Source organism: Treponema sp. UBA7570 (assembly GCA_002477955.1).
Lineage (GTDB): Bacteria > Spirochaetota > Spirochaetia > Treponematales > Treponemataceae > Treponema_D.
Genome location: DLLE01000056.1, coordinates 125278 through 142449, shown reverse-complemented (window position 1 = coordinate 142449; position 17172 = coordinate 125278). Strand labels below are relative to the sequence as shown.

The following is a 17172-nucleotide window of genomic DNA, read 5'->3' as shown; positions in this document are numbered from 1 at the left end:
CAGGGTTCCGCTAACGCTTCATCCGCCAAGGCGGACGCTCGCGCCCTTCCAATCCGGGCTGCAAGCCCGGACGTGCGCGGGAGCGCACACGAAAAATAAACGGGTTTTGCGCAAGCAAAAGCATATTTTTCTTTAATAAAATGACAGGATTTTTTTTCTAGTTTATAATGTTTTGCGGTTGGGAGGTCGTTTTATGACTGGATATGACAAAATTGCTATTTTGCTTGCGGAACTGGGGAATGGAGCGCGCGAGGCTGTTCTTGAAAAGCTTAATTTTTCTCCTGAACAACTTAAAAAAATCAATGCTGCTACTAAAAAACTTCGCAGTTATGACGGAAAAATTTACAATCCTAAAGATAAAACTCAGGTAAACAGAGAAATTGCTGTTCTTGAGGAACTTAAAAGTTTTGGGGAGCTTCGTGGAATTTATAAGGATGTTCCGCATGGATTTATTAAAACAGCCGCTTCTGAAGAAGAAAAGCTTAGGGAGTCGGTTATGGCAAATCCTGAGGCAATTGCTCAGGCTCTTGGAAAATGGTTAAAATCTGACGATTAAATTAAAGTGGCAGGGATAGGAAGGGGCGCATAGCGCGTGTTTTTGCTTGCAAAAATACCGGAGGCGAGAGCCGTAGCCCTGGATAGCCCGGTTTTTGCGAATGCAAAAAGCCACCCAAAATAAAAAAACGGTCAAAATGCAATGTGTGCTTTGACCGTTTTTTTTTGTTTATTTTTTTGCAGTAGATTTTTTAGTTGTTTTTTTTGCCGCTGGCTTTTTTGCCGTAGTTTTTAAATTTGCTTCTGAAGGAATACAAATTACAACTGAATTGTCTGTGTTTGAAAAAGGCGCTGGAATATATTTGTCGGCTTTCCAGTCATTTTCCCAGCGTTTGCCGTCCATAAGATAGCGGTACTGGTATTCTTTTCCGGCATCGAGCTCGAGTGTTACAGAGAAAGAACCGTCTTTTGATTTTTTTAGGTGAGTTTCTGTTGAACTCCAGCTGTTAAAATCTCCAGCAAGAGATACAGTTGCTGCATCCTGGGCGGCCTCTTTTTCAACAATGAAAGTCACTTTGCATTTTGTTGCGTCTGCTGAATAAACTTTTTTTAATGCCATGACATTCTCCTTTAAAAAGTATATTTACCCTAAAACTTTATGTTTTGCGGGGCATTTTAAAAATTATTTGCTATAAATTCATTCAGAAGTATACAACTTATTGTCCGACTTGCCAATAAATTATATATTAAAAAGCGAACAGATAAAAAAATTCCGCCGATTTAACCTAAATTGCAGAGCGGAGACCGGTTTATTTGAACCGGCAAATCTTGCTAAAATGGAGGCTCGGCTATGAGCAGTCTTTCTAACAAAAATCATTATTTATTTACATCTGAGTCGGTTGGCGAAGGCCATCCGGATAAACTTTGCGATCAGGTTTCTGATGCTGTTTTGGATTATTGCCTTTCGCTTGATCCTGATGTCCACGTTGCCTGCGAATCTTTTTCTACAACGGACTTTTTGCTTGTTGGCGGCGAAATTGGTTTTCAGAATTACAAGGTGAATCCTAAAGAATTTAATGCAAATATCGAAAAAATCGCACGTCAGGTTGCTGTTGACATTGGCTATACTTCGCCAGAAGTTGGTCTTGACGGCAGAAACTGTCTTTTTATGAACCGTCTTCATGCTCAGTCTGCGGACATAAATCAAGGCGTTGTCGGTAAAGGACTTGACGAATACGAAGGTCAACAGGGAGCTGGTGATCAGGGAATGATGTTTGGATTTGCTTGCAACGAAACTCCATCGTTAATGCCTGCTCCGATTTATTATTCGCATCAGATTCTTTTAAAGGCAAATGAGCTTCGCCATAACGGAACAATTGGCTGGCTTAGGCCGGATGCAAAATCTCAGGTTACTGTTGAATATGATGAAAACAACAAGCCTGTTCGCATTGACACGGTTGTTGTTTCTCATCAGCACGATCCTGACGTTGATTATGCGACAATAAAAGAAACTATTATTAATCAGATTGTAAAACCTGTTCTCGAACCAACTGGACTTTTGGACGAGAATACAAAATTCTTTATAAATCCGACTGGAAAATTTGTAATTGGCGGTCCGGATGGAGATTCTGGTTTGACTGGCCGAAAAATCATTGTCGATACTTACGGCGGAATGGGCCGTCATGGCGGCGGAGCTTTTTCTGGAAAAGATCCTTCTAAAGTTGACCGTTCGGCTGCTTATATGGCACGCTACATTGCAAAAAATGTTGTTGCCGCGGGACTTGCCGAAAGAGTGGAAGTTGAACTTGCTTATGCAATTGGAGTTCCGTTCCCTGTTTCGATTCTTGTGGAAACTTTTGGAACTGAAAAAGCTGAGCGTTCAAAAATTGCTGCTGCCGTAGAGAAAATTTTTGACTGCACACCGGCTGGAATTATCAAAACTTTGAATTTAAAACAGCCGATTTACAGAAAAACGGCGTCTTATGGACATTTTGGACGCGAAGGTTTCCCTTGGGAAAAAACTGACAAAGTTGAAGAACTTAAAAAAGAGGTGTTGCGTTAGCGCTGGGAGTGGCGGAGTTGCGGGGCGGTTGAGTTTTGCGAAACTGCTTCGCAATGAGCGTAGCGAACCACGGACATAGCGACCCGGCAGAATGTCGGGAAACGCCAATAAAAAAATGAAGTCAAAAGCTGTTGAAATTGATTCGAGAATTACGCCGCAGGCAAAACGGGATGCGCATATTCATTATATTGTTGCTTTTTGCGGCGGTTTTTTGACGGTTTTTCCGCTGGAGAACATTGTAAAGAGTTTTGGTTCTTCTCAGACGACGCATTTAATAGAAATGGTGCGTCTTTTAATTGGAAAAGACTGGTTTGAGTTTGGACTTAGGTTTGTCGGTGTTTTAATTTTTGCTCTGCCGATTTTTTTTGTTACTTTTGCCAAAGAACACACAAAAATTAACGTAAAATATGCGGCTCTTTTGGTTGATGTGGCGATGGGCTTTTTAATGTGGCTTATGCCGACGAATTGGCCAAAGGTTGTTTATCTTTATCCTACTTTTTTTGCAATGTCGCTTCAGTGGAGCAGTTTTTCGGGAAGTTACGGCTATGCGGCTTCGACAAATTTTTGCACGAATAATTTTAAGCAGACAATCAGTGCCTTGACGGAATATTTTTGTAACGGAAAAAGTGAATTTAAATTGAAGGCGCAGTTTTATGGCGCGGTTCTTGCCGGCTATTATCTTGGAATTTTTGCCGGATTTAAGCTTTTTGAAAAACTTGGAAATTTTTGTTTTACGCTGGTTACGATTCCTTGTGCGATAATTGCGGTTTTGCTCGCGACTTTTCCAAAGGATTCAGCAAAATAGTTTTTTTTGTGATTTTGCAAGGTTGGAAAAATGATTCTTTCAAAGCAGCAGATTGTTGAAATTATGGAACGTTTTAAGGTTCAAAATCCGAATCCAAAGAGCGAACTTGATTTTAAGAATCCGTTTACTTTGCTTGTTTCTGTAGTTTTGAGCGCTCAGGCAACCGACAAATCTGTAAATTTTTATACAAAACCGCTTTATGAAGCTGCCGACACACCTCAAAAAATTGTTGCCCTTGGTCAGGAAAAATTGATTGAGTTTATAAAACCAATCGGTTTATGGAAAAATAAATCTAAAAATATAATTGCACTTTCTAAAAAGCTGATTGAAGATTTTGGCGGAATTGTTCCAAATTCCAGAGAGAAACTTATGTCTTTGCCGGGAGTTGGAAGAAAAACTGCGAATGTTGTCTTGAATGTGGTTTTTGGTCAGAATACAATGCCGGTCGACACGCATCTTTTGCGGATTTGTCCGAAAATTGGGCTGGCAGAAGGCTCAACTCCGGAGCAGGTTGAAAATTCGCTCTTAAAAAATATTCCTGCCGAATATTTGCAGCATGCGCACCATTGGCTTTTGCTTCACGGCCGCTATGTTTGCACAGCCCGGAATCCAAAGTGCAATGAATGTTTGATAAGAGATTTGTGTCTTAACGGCAGAAGTCTTTAAGACAATTGATTTTTGAATTGATAAAATGGTGAATTGAAAGTTTTGGAAAAAATTTAGTATTTTTTTATTGGAGGCATAATAAAAATGGAAGAAAGCGTAATTGCGGAGGCGGCAAACGGTGCGATTGCACTTGCAAATGGAACGGCAAATGAAGTAAAGTCGCTGTTTCATCTCGATGAACTGTCAGCTTATTTTACTTGGGCAAATCTTGCAAAAGTGATTACAAGCGTTGTGGCAATTCTTATTTTCTGGGTGTTTTATCGCATAATCAGGCATTTTGTAAAAAAAACGGCTTCAAAAACTTTGCAGAAAAAAACTGTTTCGCTTATTGTAAAGGCAGTCAGTTATTGTTTTTACGTTTTAATCGTAATGTATGTTCTCGGACTCTTTGGAATTAAACTGAGCGCAATTTGGGGCGCTGCAGGAATTGCTGGAGTTGCCATTGGTTTTGCAGCGCAAACTTCCGTAAGCAATTTGATTTCCGGTCTTTTTGTTGTTACCGACAAGGCAATGAAAATCGGCGATTTTATAGAAGTTGACGGGATTTCTGGAACGATTGATTCAATAGGAATAATTTCGATAAAAATTCATACTGGCGACAACCAGCTTGTGCGAATTCCAAATGCAACAATAATAAATACAAAATTAAAAAATTATTCGGCTTTTCCGTACAGACGCTACATTTTTGAAACCAGTGTTGATTATGGCAGCGATTTTGACAAGGTTATGGAAGTTGCAAAAACTGTTCCTGCACGATGTCCGACTGTTGTTCTTGATAAACCGGAATACTCTCCAAAAGTGCTTTGGACAACTCATGGAGACAGCGGAGTGAATTTGAACATTATTGTTTGGAGCAAAATAGAAGATTTTTTGCAGACAAAAAGCGATATTTCAGTAAATACTTTAAAAGCTTTTAACGAGGCTCAAATCAATATTCCGTTTAACCGTATGGACGTTGCGATTTTGAACGAAAAAAAATAGGAAGTGAATTGAATGCAAGCTCAGGCAAAACCAGTAAATCAGCTGTTCAGTAAAAATTTTCTCAATCGCTTAATCTGGCCTTTGGTTGCAGAGCAATTTCTGGCAATGACAATCGGTGCTTGCGATACGGTTATGGTTTCTTCTGTCGGAGAAGCTGGCGTTAGCGGAGTAAGTTTGATTGATCAGCTTGGGCAGCTTGTAATTCAACTTTTTGCTGCATTTGCTACTGGCGGAGCGGTGGTTGCAAGTCAATATCTCGGTCATAAAGAACAAAAAAAGGCTCAGGCTTCTGCAAAACAGCTTCTAAATTTGTGCGTGATTGCCGGAGTGTTTTTTATAGCAATATGTCTGCCTTTGCGCCGGATTATTTTGAACGGAATTTTTGGCGCGCTTGAACCGCAGATTATGGACAATGCGCTAACTTACTTTGTCTGGATTTTGTTTAGTTTTCCGTTGCTTGGAATTTATAACAGTTGCGCTGCGTTGTGCCGGGCAATGGGAAATAGCAAAATAAGTTTAAAAGTCAGCCTTATAATGAATTTGGCAAATATTGCTGGAAACGCGATTTTGATTTACGGAGCAAAAATTGGAGTTGCCGGAGCAGGAATTTCAACTCTCGTAAGCCGAGGTATTGCCGCCGTTGTAATGCTTTGCGTTTTAAGCCAAAAAAAATGGCCGCTTTTTTTAGAAAAAATCTGGAAACCGAAGTTTGATTTTTCACTCATGGGACGAATTTTAAAAATTGCAGTTCCGAGTGGAATTGAAAATTCTGTTTTTCATATCGGAAAAACCCTTGTCTATTCGTTTATGTCCAGTTTTGGAATTACGGCAATTGCTGCAAATGCAATTTCAAACACAGTCGCGAGTTTTTCAAATATTCCGGGAAATGCAATAGGTCTTGCAAGTGTAACGATTGTCGGTCAGTGCATTGGCGCCGGCGAAAAAGAACAGGCAAAATCTTATGGCCGAAAGATGATGCTTTTGTCTTACGGCGGAATGTTTGTTACGGCAATTGTGGTTTTTGGACTTGCGCCGTTTGTTACAAAAGTTTTCAATTTGACGCCGCAAGCTCAACGTTTGGCCGTGCTTGTAATCCGCGCTTGTATGGTTGCAAATATAATTTTCTGGCCAATGAGTTTTACAATGCCAAATATTCTTCGTGGAGCAGGCGATGCAAAGTATACGATGATAATTTCAAATATAAGCATGTGGCTTTTCCGCGTTCTTGGTAGTTTTTTGATTTCAAAATGGATTTTGCACATTTATCCGGGAAACACACATCTTGCGCTTTTTGGCATTTGGATTGGAATGTTTTTGGACTGGATTTTCCGCGGAATTATGTTCTACGCGCGCTTTTGTGGCAAAAAATGGCTTGAAAAAAAAGTAATTTAGCCTGAATTTTAAAAATTGGAAAAAACAGTCAGTTATGCGTCATTTTCGTGCTGCGACACGGAAACCTAAAATTTCAATTGATTATCGGATCAAGCTGGATAAATTTTTGGAGCGCAATTAGCGAAAAAGAAAAATTTGTCAGTTAGAACCGTCCAGTTGCCGCAAAAACCGGCTTTCCAGGGTTCCGCTAACGCTCTATCCGCAAAAGCGGACGCTCGCGCCCTTCCAATCCGGGCTGCAAGCCCGGTCGTGCGCTAGCGCGCACACGTAAAATAACCGGGTTTTGCGTAAGCAAAAGCCGCAGCATGCGCAAGCATGCAAAAATCCGGGCTGCAAGCCCGGTCGTGCGCTAGCGCGCACACGTAAAATTAGTTTTTCACATTTTTTGTTTTTTCGTGCTATAATTTTTTTATGCAAAAAATGTTTTATGATACGCGCGCTTTGGATTGTGTCTGCCGACAAAAATATGCTCTTTCCGAAGAAATTATGATGGAAAATGCGGCTGTTGCCATTAAAAACGAAATTTGCTCTATTTCGCTAACTAGAAAAATTCAGAAAGTTTTAATTTTGTGCGGAAGCGGCAATAACGGTGCCGATGGCTATGCGCTGGCCAGACTGATTTCTGTTTTTTTTAAAACTTATGTTTTTGAGTGCAGCAAGCCTTCATCGTTACTTTGTGTTTTGCAGGCTGAACGCGCAAGGTTGTGCGGAGTTTCGGTTTTGGAACCGGACAGTTTTTTTTCAGAAAATTTGAATTCGGCTGTTGTTGTAGACTGCATTTTTGGGAGCGGTTTTAAAGGCGGATTTACAGATCAAACCGGCGAAAAACTCATAAAGCTTCTTGCTTTTGTAAATTCTTCAGAATGTTTAAAAATTGCCTGCGATGTTCCGACAGGACTTCATGCCGACGGAACTTTGGCGCAATCTGTTTTTAAGGCTGATATTACTCTTACAATGGGCGCGCAAAAATTCTGTCTTTACAGCGACATGGCAAAAAATTTTACAGGAAAAATAAAGGTTTGCGAACTTGGCATTTCGAGAGAACTTTTTGAAAAATCTGCTGAAAATTTGGAAGAAAGTCAAAAAAATCTTTTCCTTCTTGAACAAAAAGATATGATTTTGCCGTATCGGACAGACAATCTTGTAAATAAAGGAAGCTTTGGAAACGCTTATATTGCTTGCGGCGAAAAATCCGGAGCGAGCATTATTGCAGCAAATGCCTGCCTAAAATTTGGAGCAGGTCTTGTAACTCTTATTCGTCCAGAGGAGAATTTTTCAAAAACTCCAATTCCAGGTCTTTCGATGGAATTTCTTGTAGCAAATAATTTTGGTCCACGGCTTAGCGCGCTTTGCGTTGGAATGGGACTTGGCTATGACGAAAAAATCACTGAATTTTATGCAAAATTTCTTTTAGATTCGCCAGATGTGCGCTGTGTGCTCGATGCGGATATTCTATATTCTCCGTTGATTCTTGAAATTTTGGAGAGGCGCCCAAAAGGCTGTGTTTTGACTCCTCATCCAAAAGAATTTTCCGAACTTCTGAGGCTTTGCGGTTTTGGAAATTACAGTGTTGATGAATGTATTTTTCGGCGTTCTGAACTTGTCGAAAAGTTTTGCCGGCGCTTTCCTGAATCCGTTTTGGTTGCAAAAGGCTCAAATTCTGCAATTGGTGTGTTTTCTGCAAAAGAAGATTTTAATCTTTTTATTGATAGTTTTGGTTCTCCAGCGCTTGCAAAAGGTGGAAGCGGAGATGCGCTTGCAGGAATGATTTGTGCGCTTTTGGCTCAAAATTACGAAGCAAAAGACGCCGCAATTACAGCCTGCCTTGCCCACTCTCTTGCTGCCTGCAAAATAAAAAATAATTTTGCTCTTACACCGACAGATTTAATCCAAAATATTGGAGAATTATAGAGAAATTGAACGCAAAAACGTCCAGTTTTTTATTTTCTTTCTTTTTTTTCTGCTTCAATGAAATTCATATGGGCGCGATCTTTTTTGCTCAGGCGTTTTTGACCTAAATCCACTGAAATTTCGTGTCTTCCGTGGAAGCGTTCGCCTTTTTTATCGAAAGAATTTTTTAAGGATTCAATCCAGAGCGGAGTTTTTGGATTTGGATCGCCTCTTTTTACGTATTCGAGCCAGGCCTCTGGTTCAGGAACTTCAAATTTCATTTTTTCACCCGTAAAAGGATGGATAAATTCCAAAGTTCTGGCGTGAAGGCAAAGTCTGCCAAAATGGTCGGTTCTTGCCCTGTAGTTTTCATCGCCTGCAAGAGGATAGCCTTTTGACGCAAGATGAGCGCGAATCTGATTCTTTTTTCCTGTATCGAGCGAAAGTTCAAAAAGCGTATGTGTTGGACCTGACTGCAAAATTTTATAGTTTGTGCGTGCCGGAACAGTTTTAAAACAGCGGTTTTCGCCATAAGAGTCGGAATTATTTTTTGAGTTTTCGGATTCTCTTGGAACGAACCCAACGTTGTGGGCGTTAAATGCAAGTTCATCATCGATTAAACCGCAATTCGGCAAAATAAGTTTTTTGCTGCGCGGATTTTCTGCAACTGCGCGGTAAAGCCGTTCTGTTATTATTTGATGCCAGGAGTCCATAATTTTTTTCTGCGCATTTTCGGTAAGAGCAAAGAGCATTACGCCGGAAGTGTCGCGGTCAAGGCGGTGGACAGCAAATGGTCTGTGTAAACTGCTGAAAGTTCCGTTTTTGTGCATGATTTCTTCGAGAATGCTTTGCGCCGTTCTGACCCGGCTTCCAGAATACGGAACGCTGAGCAGCCCAGAAGGCTTGTTGATTACGCAGATTGTTTCGTCTGAATAAAGAATTTCAATTTTTTCGTGGCCAAAATCTTTTTTTGTTTTTGTATTTTTGTTTGTGCTTAAATTTGCCATAATCCTGTCCTTCGATTAAAAAATCTAGTAATGAGGCGGTTTTCTGTTTGGAATTTCAATATTTTCCGACAAATCCATAATTCTGCTTGAAAGAATTTTGTTTTCTTCGCGCAGAATTTCAATCAATTTTTGCTGCTCTACGACTTCGTTCTGAAGTTTGTTGATAAAATCGTCCATAAAAGCAATTTTTGTTTCGAGAGCAATAAAGCGGTTTTCTGTATCCATAGCTTTATTTTAACGGATTACCACGAAACTGACCACGATTTTTGTTCGTTGAGTGTTAAAAGTTCGCCAAGTTGGATTTTTTGAGGGAGAATTTTTCTTGAGCCGGGACTTTTTAATTCAATTTGAAGATTTTGAGAAACGATTTGTTTTGCCAAGTCCGGACCGTAGACAAAAGAGAGAAGATTTTCGTATTCTTCAACATTCATTTTTTCGTCGGTTAGACACGGAATCATCAAAAGATCAAAATAGCCCTGAGTTTCTTCGTCCAGTTTTTCGTAAATTGACTTGAATTGTTCCGGTCCCAAAGAAAAAGTGAGCGACGACTGAGTTTTTGAAAGAATTTTTGATGAAGCAAGAAGAGATTTAGAAAGATTTTCGATTTTTCCAGAGCCGCTTGTTTTTCCGTCTTTTTCGACATTTGCAGAAACATTTTTTGCGCCAGCGGAAATCAGAAAATTTTCAAGTTCTTGTTTTGAGAAGAGGGTTGAATTTGCATTTTCGTTTAAATCAGAATTTTCTTGAGCCAAATCCAGAAACTCCTTAAAAGCTGCGTTTGCCGACAGCGAAAAATTCGCCGAAAAAGCGATTATTGCGGAGTCAGAATTTTCTGCTTTGACAGAAATTGAAGGCGAGCACGAAACTAAAAAAAGAGAAAAACTTATAAGGGCAAAAATTTTGGTTTTAAAAAATTTCATAAATTCCTCAAAAACTTTTCTTTATTTAATCAATTTGCGCAACGGAATGGTTACACGCACGCCAGAAGAAAAAACAAGTCCGGTTGCAAAACTTTTGAGAGCGTTTAATGCGCTTCCATCGGTGTCATTAAAAACTGTGTAGTGAATATCTTGCTCAAAACTTATGTCGGTTTTTCCAGCTTTAAAAGAAGGTGAATTAAAACTGATTCCCAAAATTCCTGGAAAAACAGAAGCTTTTATTCTTTCGTCGTTGTTTCCTGGAAGATACGGAGTTCCGATTGTAAAGACAGGACCTGCGAAAATTCGCATATAGTCGGTCATTGTAAGGCTAAAAAGCAACGGCAATTGAACTACGCCAGTTCCGCTGTCCCAACGCACAGTTGTTCCGATTCCAGGTTTTAGATTTTTTCCTTCGTAAGTTGCATGCACAGTTCCAGCAATTCCGCGGAAAGTAAGCATAAAATTATCAGGAGTAAAAAAGTTCCAGTCAAGACAGAACATTCCGTCCAAAACGATTTTGTCCGTAAAATTTCCATTTTGCCGGCTTGTCTGGCTGGAATTGTTGTTTTTTCCAGAAAAATTGGCTTTAGAAACGGATTCGAAGTTTTTATTGGAAGCAGTATTATTTTCGGCTAAAATTTTTGAAGGCGGCAAAAATCGGCCGGTTTTGTAATATTTGCCTTTCCAATAATTTTCTTTGAGGGAACTTAAAATTACGCCAGTGTTAGGGCCGTCAGAAGCCGCATTTAAAAACTGACCGTTTCCAATGTAAATCCCAACATGGCTCGGATTTTCAGAAGCTGTTGTTTTAAAAAAAACTAAATCTCCTGGTTCGCGCTCAGATTCGTCAATTATTTTACAAAACGAATAAATACTTTTTACGGTTCTTGGCAGTTGATAACCGATAGATTCTCTTGCAACTGTATAAATCAATCCTGAACAATCAAAAGAATTTGGGCCGATTGCGCCATTTACATAAGGGCGGCCAATATATTTTTTCCCGTAATCAACAAAAGTTTGTCGGTTTGCCGCGGCATTTTCCGTGTTTGCAGCCATTGTCTGCGCGCATAGCCGCGGAGTAAACAAAATAAAAGCACCAAGCCAAAACCATACAATTAGTTGATTTCTGTCATTTCTTGTCATAGTTCAATTATCGTAAAAAAACAGAGCCATAACAAGCAAGATGAACGATTTTTTATTTGAGGCGCAATTTTCTTTCAAGATTAGGCTGGCCTTGCACTGATTTTTTTTGCAAGTTATAAAAAAATTATTTGCTTTATAAGAAAACTGTGCTAAACTAAGAAATAAGGCGCATTTTTTTGCGGGGGGGGGGGCGGTCTTGGATGTTCAAAACGCAAGACGTATAAGTGACATCTCATTTTCCATAGATAAAGATTTAAGTATAAAAGCAGGAAACCGCACTTTTTCTGTTTTCCTTCGTAAAACAGAAGTTTCAGGCATAAATCTTTCCGAATTCCTTTCAGAAAATGACGCAGAAAATTTTAAGCATTTTCTTTCAAATTTTAATCCGGAAGTTTCAAATGAATCTGCCAGTTTTGTTGCAAAACTTAGGGCAAGGCTTTATTTAATAACTTGTATTTTTACAGTTATAAAGACAGGCGACAATCTTTTTGAGGTAAGCATTGAAGAGCTTTCATATTCGCGGCAGATTTTAGACAAAGCGCTTTTGGAAAGCAGGGAATATTCAACTCTTCTTCAAAATTTCGATGCATATTATTTTATTTACGAATGTGAAAAGTTCACCGTAAAAAACACAAAAGACCTTAATACTATATTTGTCGGAAATTGCGATGAATTTAAAGAATTTTTCGAGAATTTTTTTCATATTAACAAAATGTACACACAAGAAAGCAAGCAGCTTATTGCCATGCTTGCAAATATTCGCAACTTAGAAACTGGCAAATACTACAATTTTTTGCAGACAGACAAAAAAATGCTTACGGTTCATACACTTCGGGCAAGCACGCGCAAAAAGACAATTGTCGTTGGCTACGTAAATTTTGGACAGAAAATTGCACCTGCAGAAAATGCTTATGTTGAAAGTCACGACGGTTTAACTGGACTTTACAACAAAAAGGCAATAACCGAAATTGCAATCAAAAAAATCAACGGACAGAAAGTTCCGTGTTCAATGATTATAATTGATGTTGACCATTTTAAGGGATGCAACGACACATTTGGTCATAATTTTGGTGACAGGGTTCTTACTACTGTTGCCAATTGTATAAAAGACGCAATCGGTACAAAAGGAATTGCTGGAAGAATTGGCGGCGATGAATTTTTAGTTTTGCTTGATTTAACTGAAGAAGACGATATTCGCAATATAACGCGAAATATTCGCGCAGGAATTCAGTGGAATATTACTTCAATTGAACCCGGCAGCACCGTAACCTGTTCAATGGGAGTCGCAAGATTTCCGTTAAACACAAAAGATTATGATTCGCTTTTTAATCTTGCCGACAAATGCCTTTACATTGCCAAAAACAAAGGACGCAACTGTTATATAATCTATAAACCTGAGCTTCATGACTATGTTTTTATTCAGAACAGACAGAATGAAAACAAAATTGCAAGCGGACAGCTTTACAACGAAGCTGCAGACGATGTATTTGAAATTTTAAAAGCAATTCATGAAAAAAAGAGCAAAAACGAACTGCAGCAAATTCTTCAAAAATTGGTCGATTATCTCGGCATAAGCACGATTATGGTTTATGATTCAACACACAAACTTTATTGCAGCGCAGGCCGCACAGAAAAGAATTTTAGAGAAAAAGCTTTAAAGCAAGAAAACTATTTTTCGTTTTTTAATAAATTTGATTATTTACATTTAGACAATACGAACGTTTTGGATTCAGTTTCGCAGGAAAAATATGTTTTTTATCAAGAAAACTGCATATCATCAACTTTGGAAGTATTATGCAACAAAAAAACGCTAATCTGCTTTGACGTCTTTAAACCGGCAAAAACCTTTCCAAAAGAAAGAATCATTTTTATGCTGGTTGTCGCGCGGCTTTTAGTAAGTTCTTTTAACATTGACTAGCCTTATAATAAAATAATTGTAATAGATGTTGCTCTACGTAAGATTTTTTGTTTATTTTATATAGCTGATACAAAATAAATTTAATGAGGTAACAAAATGAAAAAAACACCAGCGTTATTCAGTTTGATTTTTGCAGGAGTTGCAGCCTTTGCGGCAAGTTCATGCGCTTCGACAAAGAACAGTTTGGACGCAGGCAATTCAAAAGAACTAAAAATAGTTCTTGAGGGAAACGAAACAACCGGATATTCCTGGGAAAACACTCTTACAAATGAAGAGATTGTAAGCATAAAAGAAAAAGTAACATATCTTGGAAAAGATGGAATTACAGGCGCGCCTTCGAAATTTGAATATTCGGTGAAGGCCTTAAAAGACGGAACTACGGATTTAACTTTTGTTTACAAACGTCCTTTTGAAGCAGACAAAGCGCTTGATACAATAGTTTATAAAATCGAAGTAAAGAATGGAGAAATTTTGGCTCAGGGTACAATAGAAGGAAAATGGAGAATAAATTCTTTTTATAAAAACGATGAAGCACAGGCAATTTGCGATGTTGTGCTAAACCTAAAAAAAGAAAAGGATGACTTTTTTGTTTCTGGAGAAGCTGGAGTAAATATTTTTAATGGAAATATAAAGCTTTCAGAAAATATTGGAAACGGCGAAGGCGGTTTTGCCATGACCAGAATGATGGGACCAGCAGATGCAATGTCTTTTGAACACGACTACATCCAGCTTTTTAACGGAGAATTTTATGTAATTCCGGCAGCTAAAAATGGAACAGAAATTCTTACAATTGCAAATTTAAAAAACGGCTTGTCGGCAGAATATCGCCTTGTAAAAGAACCATTGGTAGAAAGACAGTAAAATGCCGCAGCCTTTTTTATACAATCTGATTGATAAGGCAGTTTTTGACTATAAACTGATTGAAAAAGGCGACAAAATTCTTGTGGGCGCATCTGGAGGGAAAGACTCCACTGCGCTTATAGAATATTTTGCAAACCGTCAAAAAAGAAAAAATTCCGATTTTGAATTTTTGGCATTGAATATTCAGACAGATTTTGGCGGCGGACTTCCTCCTGACATTCAGACACTTTTTAAAGACTGGAATGTCCCTGTAGAATCCATTTTTGTAGATGTAACAGGACGCTTGAGCGACGGATATAAAATGAGCTGTTACTGGTGTTCAAACTTGCGCCGAAAAGAACTTATTAACTTCGCGGTAAAAAACGGATTCAACAAAATTGCGCTTGGACATCATCTTGACGACATTTTAGAAACTCTGCTGATGAATGCCTTGAATAAAGGCGAGCTCAGCACAATGACGCCTTCCCTAAAACTCGAAAAATATCCTGTAAAAATTATCCGCCCGCTTTGCTACGCTGGCGTTCAGACAATTGTTGAACATTCTAAAAAAGGCGGCTATTTTGGATGGACATGCACTTGCACGTATCAGGATAACAGCACAAGAAAAGATGCCCGCCGCCGGCTTGAACTTTTGACTGGCGGAGACAGAAAAAAGAAAGAAAGACTTTTTAAAGCGCTAAAGAACATAAGACCAGAATATTTGCCATAAAAGAAATCTGTCATAAAAAAATCTTGAGAATTTGTTTTTTCGGATTTAAAATTGAACAAGAGGAATCTTAAAAATTTAAAAAAGATTAAATGCTGTCAATTTTGGCGATTTTTTCTTGGGAGGTTTTATGTCAGTTGTTTGTTATTCTCTTGGTGCGGCTCAAGAAGTGACTGGTTCAAAACATATTTTTGAAATTGATGGCCGGGCTTTTATGGTTGATTGCGGGGCTTTTCAGGGAAAACGCGCTGTTGCCGATGCAAAAAACAGGAATTTTGAAATTCCAGTCGATAAAATCGAAACTGTAATTTTAACGCATGCTCATTACGACCACTGCGGTCTTTTGCCAATGCTCGCAAAAAAAGGCTATGACGGCAATATTTACGCAACTCCTGCAACACGCGACCTTGCCGACCTCGTAATGATGGATTCAGCAAGAATTCAGGCGCGAGATGCCGAATATCTCCGCAAACAGGCCCAAAAAAAAGGCGAAAAATTTACATGGCAGCCACTTTTTAATGAAAAAGACTGCATTAAGGCGGAGAATCAGATTGTAACGCTCGGATATAACCGCCAGATGTACATTGCGCCAGACGTAGAACTCGAATTTTTTGACGCAGGGCACATTTTGGGTTCGGCATTTGCGTTTATAACGATAAAAGGACAGCGCGGCGCGTCAAAAAAATTTGATTCAATAAACAAAATAAATATCTGGAACAAACTTTTTGGCTGGAAAAATTCGATTTTGGAAAAACGGGCAGAAAGTGAAGAAGCCGATAGACGTAAAACTTCTGACAGACGAAAAGCCACCGCAGAAGAGCAGGCCCAGTATTCGGGAATTGAACGCCGTTCTGGCTATGACCGCCGCGAAGGAAAAGACGAGCTGCGGATTCTCTATACAGGCGATTTAGGACGTTCTTCAAAACCGATTATCCGCGACCCAAGTGTAAAAATTCCGGCGCCAGATTACATTTTTTTGGAAAGCACTTACGGTAACCGCAAACACGAAGGCACAGAAATCGCTATGGAAGAACTGCGGAAAGTGGTTCGCCGGGCAATCGACCGCAAAGGAAAAATCATAATTCCGTCATTTGCAATTGAGCGCACTCAAGAAATTGTTTATTACCTCCATATGCTTGTAGACCAGCGAAAAATTCCTTCAATTCCAATTTACGTAGATTCGCCAATGGCAGTAAACGCGACAAGTATTTTTCAGGTTCATCCGGAATGTTACAGCCACGAAGTTGAAGAAGCCTTTCTTGACAGGCACAAAAATCCATTTGGCTTTGACCAGCTAAGTTTTGTTACGAGCGTTGACGAATCAAAGGCATTGAACCAAAAATCCGGGCCTATGATTATAATTTCGGCAGACGGAATGTGCGAAGCCGGACGCGTTGTGCATCATCTTGCAAACAACATAAGCGATCCAAAAAACACAATTTTGATAGTCGGTTATATGGCAGAAAACACGCTTGGCCGAAGAATCCGCGACGGAGCAAAAGAAGTAAAAATCATGGACGAATGGTATCAGGTAAATGCGCATGTCGAAACAATCAACGCATTTTCTGCTCATGCCGATTACGAAGAAATTGTAAGATGGCTCAAGCAGGTTGATACAAGCCGCCTTAAAAAAATCTATCTGGTTCACGGCGAAAAAGATGCCCAGGAATATCTGCAAAACTATTTAAAAGAAAACGGATACAAGCACGTTCAGATTGTAAAATACGGCGAAACTTACGAACTGGCGTAATTTGTAAATATTTTGGGCGTTGCGGCTGTTTTTAACAGCCGCCGCTCTGTCCGGGGGTTGCATTGTTCCACTTCGTTCCACAACGCGCCTTTTGCGCGCCCCTCCCGCCGCTAACGCATTTTTTTGTTTTTCTAAAAAATCTCAAATAACAGTTAATTCTTCTTTGTAAAGCATATTTTATATAAAAATCCGAGGTTTTATATAGAAAATCGACATTTTCTTGATTATCATCAAATTCAGGGAAAGAGTAAATTCAATCAATACGACAGAATTTTATTTATAACGAGGTAATCGATGAAAAAAAACTCTCAAAAAAGAAAATTCGGCGCAATTTTGTTAAGTCTTGTCGCATTATTTGCAGTGCTTTTTTTTGCAGCAGCATGCAAGACAGACAGCGACGATGACGAATTGAACAATGTGACAATTAGTCTTTCAGAAAGTACAATAAACGCAAATGGACAGACTTCGCTATTTGCAAAAGTTGACAAAAAGGGCTCCGGCAATCCAGTTTATGAGTGGACAATTACAGCTGGCAGTGAATATGCAACCCTTGACAATGAAACTTCTTCAACTTGT

Annotated in this window: 17 protein-coding genes; 12 read left to right on the top strand and 5 right to left on the bottom strand. The window is 39.1% G+C overall.

The window, feature by feature from the left end; all coding sequences use genetic code 11:
* The first annotated feature begins 193 nt into the window (after window positions 1–193).
* On the top strand, window positions 194–556 hold the full coding sequence (locus tag B4N75_RS07600) for a hypothetical protein (RefSeq protein WP_296019482.1): 363 nt from the start codon (window positions 194–196) through the stop codon (window positions 554–556).
* A 168-nt stretch (window positions 557–724) separates the two neighbouring features.
* On the opposite strand, the gene B4N75_RS07595 is transcribed toward B4N75_RS07600, so the two are convergent.
* Entirely contained in the window at window positions 725–1114 is a 390-nt protein-coding gene (locus B4N75_RS07595; protein ID WP_296019479.1) for an isoamylase early set domain-containing protein, read from the bottom strand.
* Between the two features lie 231 nt (window positions 1115–1345).
* On the opposite strand from B4N75_RS07595, the gene metK reads away from it, so the two are divergent.
* The 6 genes from metK to B4N75_RS07565 all read left to right on the top strand — a co-directional run bounded on the left by metK (window position 1346) and on the right by B4N75_RS07565 (window position 8312).
* Window positions 1346–2557, top strand: coding sequence for a methionine adenosyltransferase (gene metK, locus B4N75_RS07590; RefSeq protein WP_296019478.1), 1212 nt, complete (start codon window positions 1346–1348; stop codon window positions 2555–2557).
* A gap of 115 nt (window positions 2558–2672) precedes the next feature.
* A complete protein-coding gene (locus B4N75_RS07585; protein WP_296707049.1) occupies window positions 2673–3362 on the top strand; it encodes a YoaK family protein in 690 nt (229 codons plus the stop codon).
* Window positions 3363–3392: 30 nt separating this feature from the next.
* The gene (nth, locus tag B4N75_RS07580) at window positions 3393–4028 is read left to right on the top strand and encodes an endonuclease III (protein WP_296019474.1); all 636 of its coding nucleotides are present in this window, start codon (window positions 3393–3395) and stop codon (window positions 4026–4028) included.
* Window positions 4029–4112: 84 nt separating this feature from the next.
* Window positions 4113–5009, top strand: coding sequence for a mechanosensitive ion channel family protein (locus tag B4N75_RS07575; protein ID WP_296019473.1), 897 nt, complete (start codon window positions 4113–4115; stop codon window positions 5007–5009).
* A 12-nt stretch (window positions 5010–5021) separates the two neighbouring features.
* Window positions 5022–6401: an MATE family efflux transporter gene (locus B4N75_RS07570; RefSeq protein WP_296707047.1), complete on the top strand. Its 1380-nt coding sequence runs from the start codon at window positions 5022–5024 to the stop codon at window positions 6399–6401.
* Between the two features lie 420 nt (window positions 6402–6821).
* Window positions 6822–8312 (top strand): NAD(P)H-hydrate dehydratase, encoded by a 1491-nt coding sequence (locus B4N75_RS07565; protein WP_296668568.1) that lies wholly within the window; start codon window positions 6822–6824, stop codon window positions 8310–8312.
* Between the two features lie 29 nt (window positions 8313–8341).
* Here the strand turns inward: B4N75_RS07565 and B4N75_RS07560 are convergent, their stop codons facing one another.
* The 4 genes from B4N75_RS07560 to B4N75_RS07545 are packed head-to-tail and all read right to left on the bottom strand — an operon-like array spanning window position 8342 to window position 11274.
* Window positions 8342–9298, bottom strand: coding sequence for an RluA family pseudouridine synthase (locus B4N75_RS07560; protein ID WP_296707044.1), 957 nt, complete (start codon window positions 9296–9298; stop codon window positions 8342–8344).
* Between the two features lie 24 nt (window positions 9299–9322).
* The gene (locus B4N75_RS07555) at window positions 9323–9523 is read right to left on the bottom strand and encodes a SlyX family protein (RefSeq protein ID WP_273329324.1); all 201 of its coding nucleotides are present in this window, start codon (window positions 9521–9523) and stop codon (window positions 9323–9325) included.
* A gap of 17 nt (window positions 9524–9540) precedes the next feature.
* On the bottom strand, window positions 9541–10218 hold the full coding sequence (locus B4N75_RS07550; protein WP_296707043.1) for a hypothetical protein: 678 nt from the start codon (window positions 10216–10218) through the stop codon (window positions 9541–9543).
* Window positions 10219–10239: 21 nt separating this feature from the next.
* Window positions 10240–11274 carry a C40 family peptidase gene (locus B4N75_RS07545; protein ID WP_296707040.1) on the bottom strand — a complete coding sequence of 345 codons (1035 nt, stop codon included), beginning with the start codon at window positions 11272–11274 and terminating at the stop codon, window positions 10240–10242.
* 283 nt (window positions 11275–11557) lie between these two features.
* Here B4N75_RS07545 and B4N75_RS07540 point away from each other — a divergent pair, with 283 nt between their 5' ends.
* The 5 genes from B4N75_RS07540 to B4N75_RS07520 form a co-directional block, all read left to right on the top strand.
* On the top strand, window positions 11558–13279 hold the full coding sequence (locus tag B4N75_RS07540; RefSeq protein WP_296019453.1) for a GGDEF domain-containing protein: 1722 nt from the start codon (window positions 11558–11560) through the stop codon (window positions 13277–13279).
* 96 nt (window positions 13280–13375) lie between these two features.
* On the top strand, window positions 13376–14140 hold the full coding sequence (locus B4N75_RS07535; protein ID WP_296707038.1) for a protease inhibitor I42 family protein: 765 nt from the start codon (window positions 13376–13378) through the stop codon (window positions 14138–14140).
* Between the two features lies 1 nt (window position 14141).
* Entirely contained in the window at window positions 14142–14849 is a 708-nt protein-coding gene (locus B4N75_RS07530) for a tRNA 2-thiocytidine biosynthesis TtcA family protein (RefSeq protein WP_296019448.1), read from the top strand.
* Between the two features lie 127 nt (window positions 14850–14976).
* Window positions 14977–16596 carry an MBL fold metallo-hydrolase RNA specificity domain-containing protein gene (locus B4N75_RS07525; protein WP_296668580.1) on the top strand — a complete coding sequence of 540 codons (1620 nt, stop codon included), beginning with the start codon at window positions 14977–14979 and terminating at the stop codon, window positions 16594–16596.
* Between the two features lie 294 nt (window positions 16597–16890).
* On the top strand, window positions 16891–17172 hold a 282-nt coding region (locus B4N75_RS07520), incomplete at its 3' end, for a hypothetical protein (RefSeq protein ID WP_296668582.1).

Coding starts and splice junctions, on each gene's coding strand:
- B4N75_RS07600 (WP_296019482.1), top strand. CDS start 194: ATGACTGGATATGACAAAATTGCTATTTTGCTTGCGGAACTGGGGAAT.
- B4N75_RS07595 (WP_296019479.1), bottom strand. CDS start 1,114: ATGGCATTAAAAAAAGTTTATTCAGCAGACGCAACAAAATGCAAAGTG.
- metK (WP_296019478.1), top strand. CDS start 1,346: ATGAGCAGTCTTTCTAACAAAAATCATTATTTATTTACATCTGAGTCG.
- B4N75_RS07585 (WP_296707049.1), top strand. CDS start 2,673: ATGAAGTCAAAAGCTGTTGAAATTGATTCGAGAATTACGCCGCAGGCA.
- nth (WP_296019474.1), top strand. CDS start 3,393: ATGATTCTTTCAAAGCAGCAGATTGTTGAAATTATGGAACGTTTTAAG.
- B4N75_RS07575 (WP_296019473.1), top strand. CDS start 4,113: ATGGAAGAAAGCGTAATTGCGGAGGCGGCAAACGGTGCGATTGCACTT.
- B4N75_RS07570 (WP_296707047.1), top strand. CDS start 5,022: ATGCAAGCTCAGGCAAAACCAGTAAATCAGCTGTTCAGTAAAAATTTT.
- B4N75_RS07565 (WP_296668568.1), top strand. CDS start 6,822: ATGTTTTATGATACGCGCGCTTTGGATTGTGTCTGCCGACAAAAATAT.
- B4N75_RS07560 (WP_296707044.1), bottom strand. CDS start 9,298: ATGGCAAATTTAAGCACAAACAAAAATACAAAAACAAAAAAAGATTTT.
- B4N75_RS07555 (WP_273329324.1), bottom strand. CDS start 9,523: ATGGATACAGAAAACCGCTTTATTGCTCTCGAAACAAAAATTGCTTTT.
- B4N75_RS07550 (WP_296707043.1), bottom strand. CDS start 10,218: ATGAAATTTTTTAAAACCAAAATTTTTGCCCTTATAAGTTTTTCTCTT.
- B4N75_RS07545 (WP_296707040.1), bottom strand. CDS start 11,274: ATGGCTGCAAACACGGAAAATGCCGCGGCAAACCGACAAACTTTTGTT.
- B4N75_RS07535 (WP_296707038.1), top strand. CDS start 13,376: ATGAAAAAAACACCAGCGTTATTCAGTTTGATTTTTGCAGGAGTTGCA.
- B4N75_RS07530 (WP_296019448.1), top strand. CDS start 14,142: ATGCCGCAGCCTTTTTTATACAATCTGATTGATAAGGCAGTTTTTGAC.
- B4N75_RS07525 (WP_296668580.1), top strand. CDS start 14,977: ATGTCAGTTGTTTGTTATTCTCTTGGTGCGGCTCAAGAAGTGACTGGT.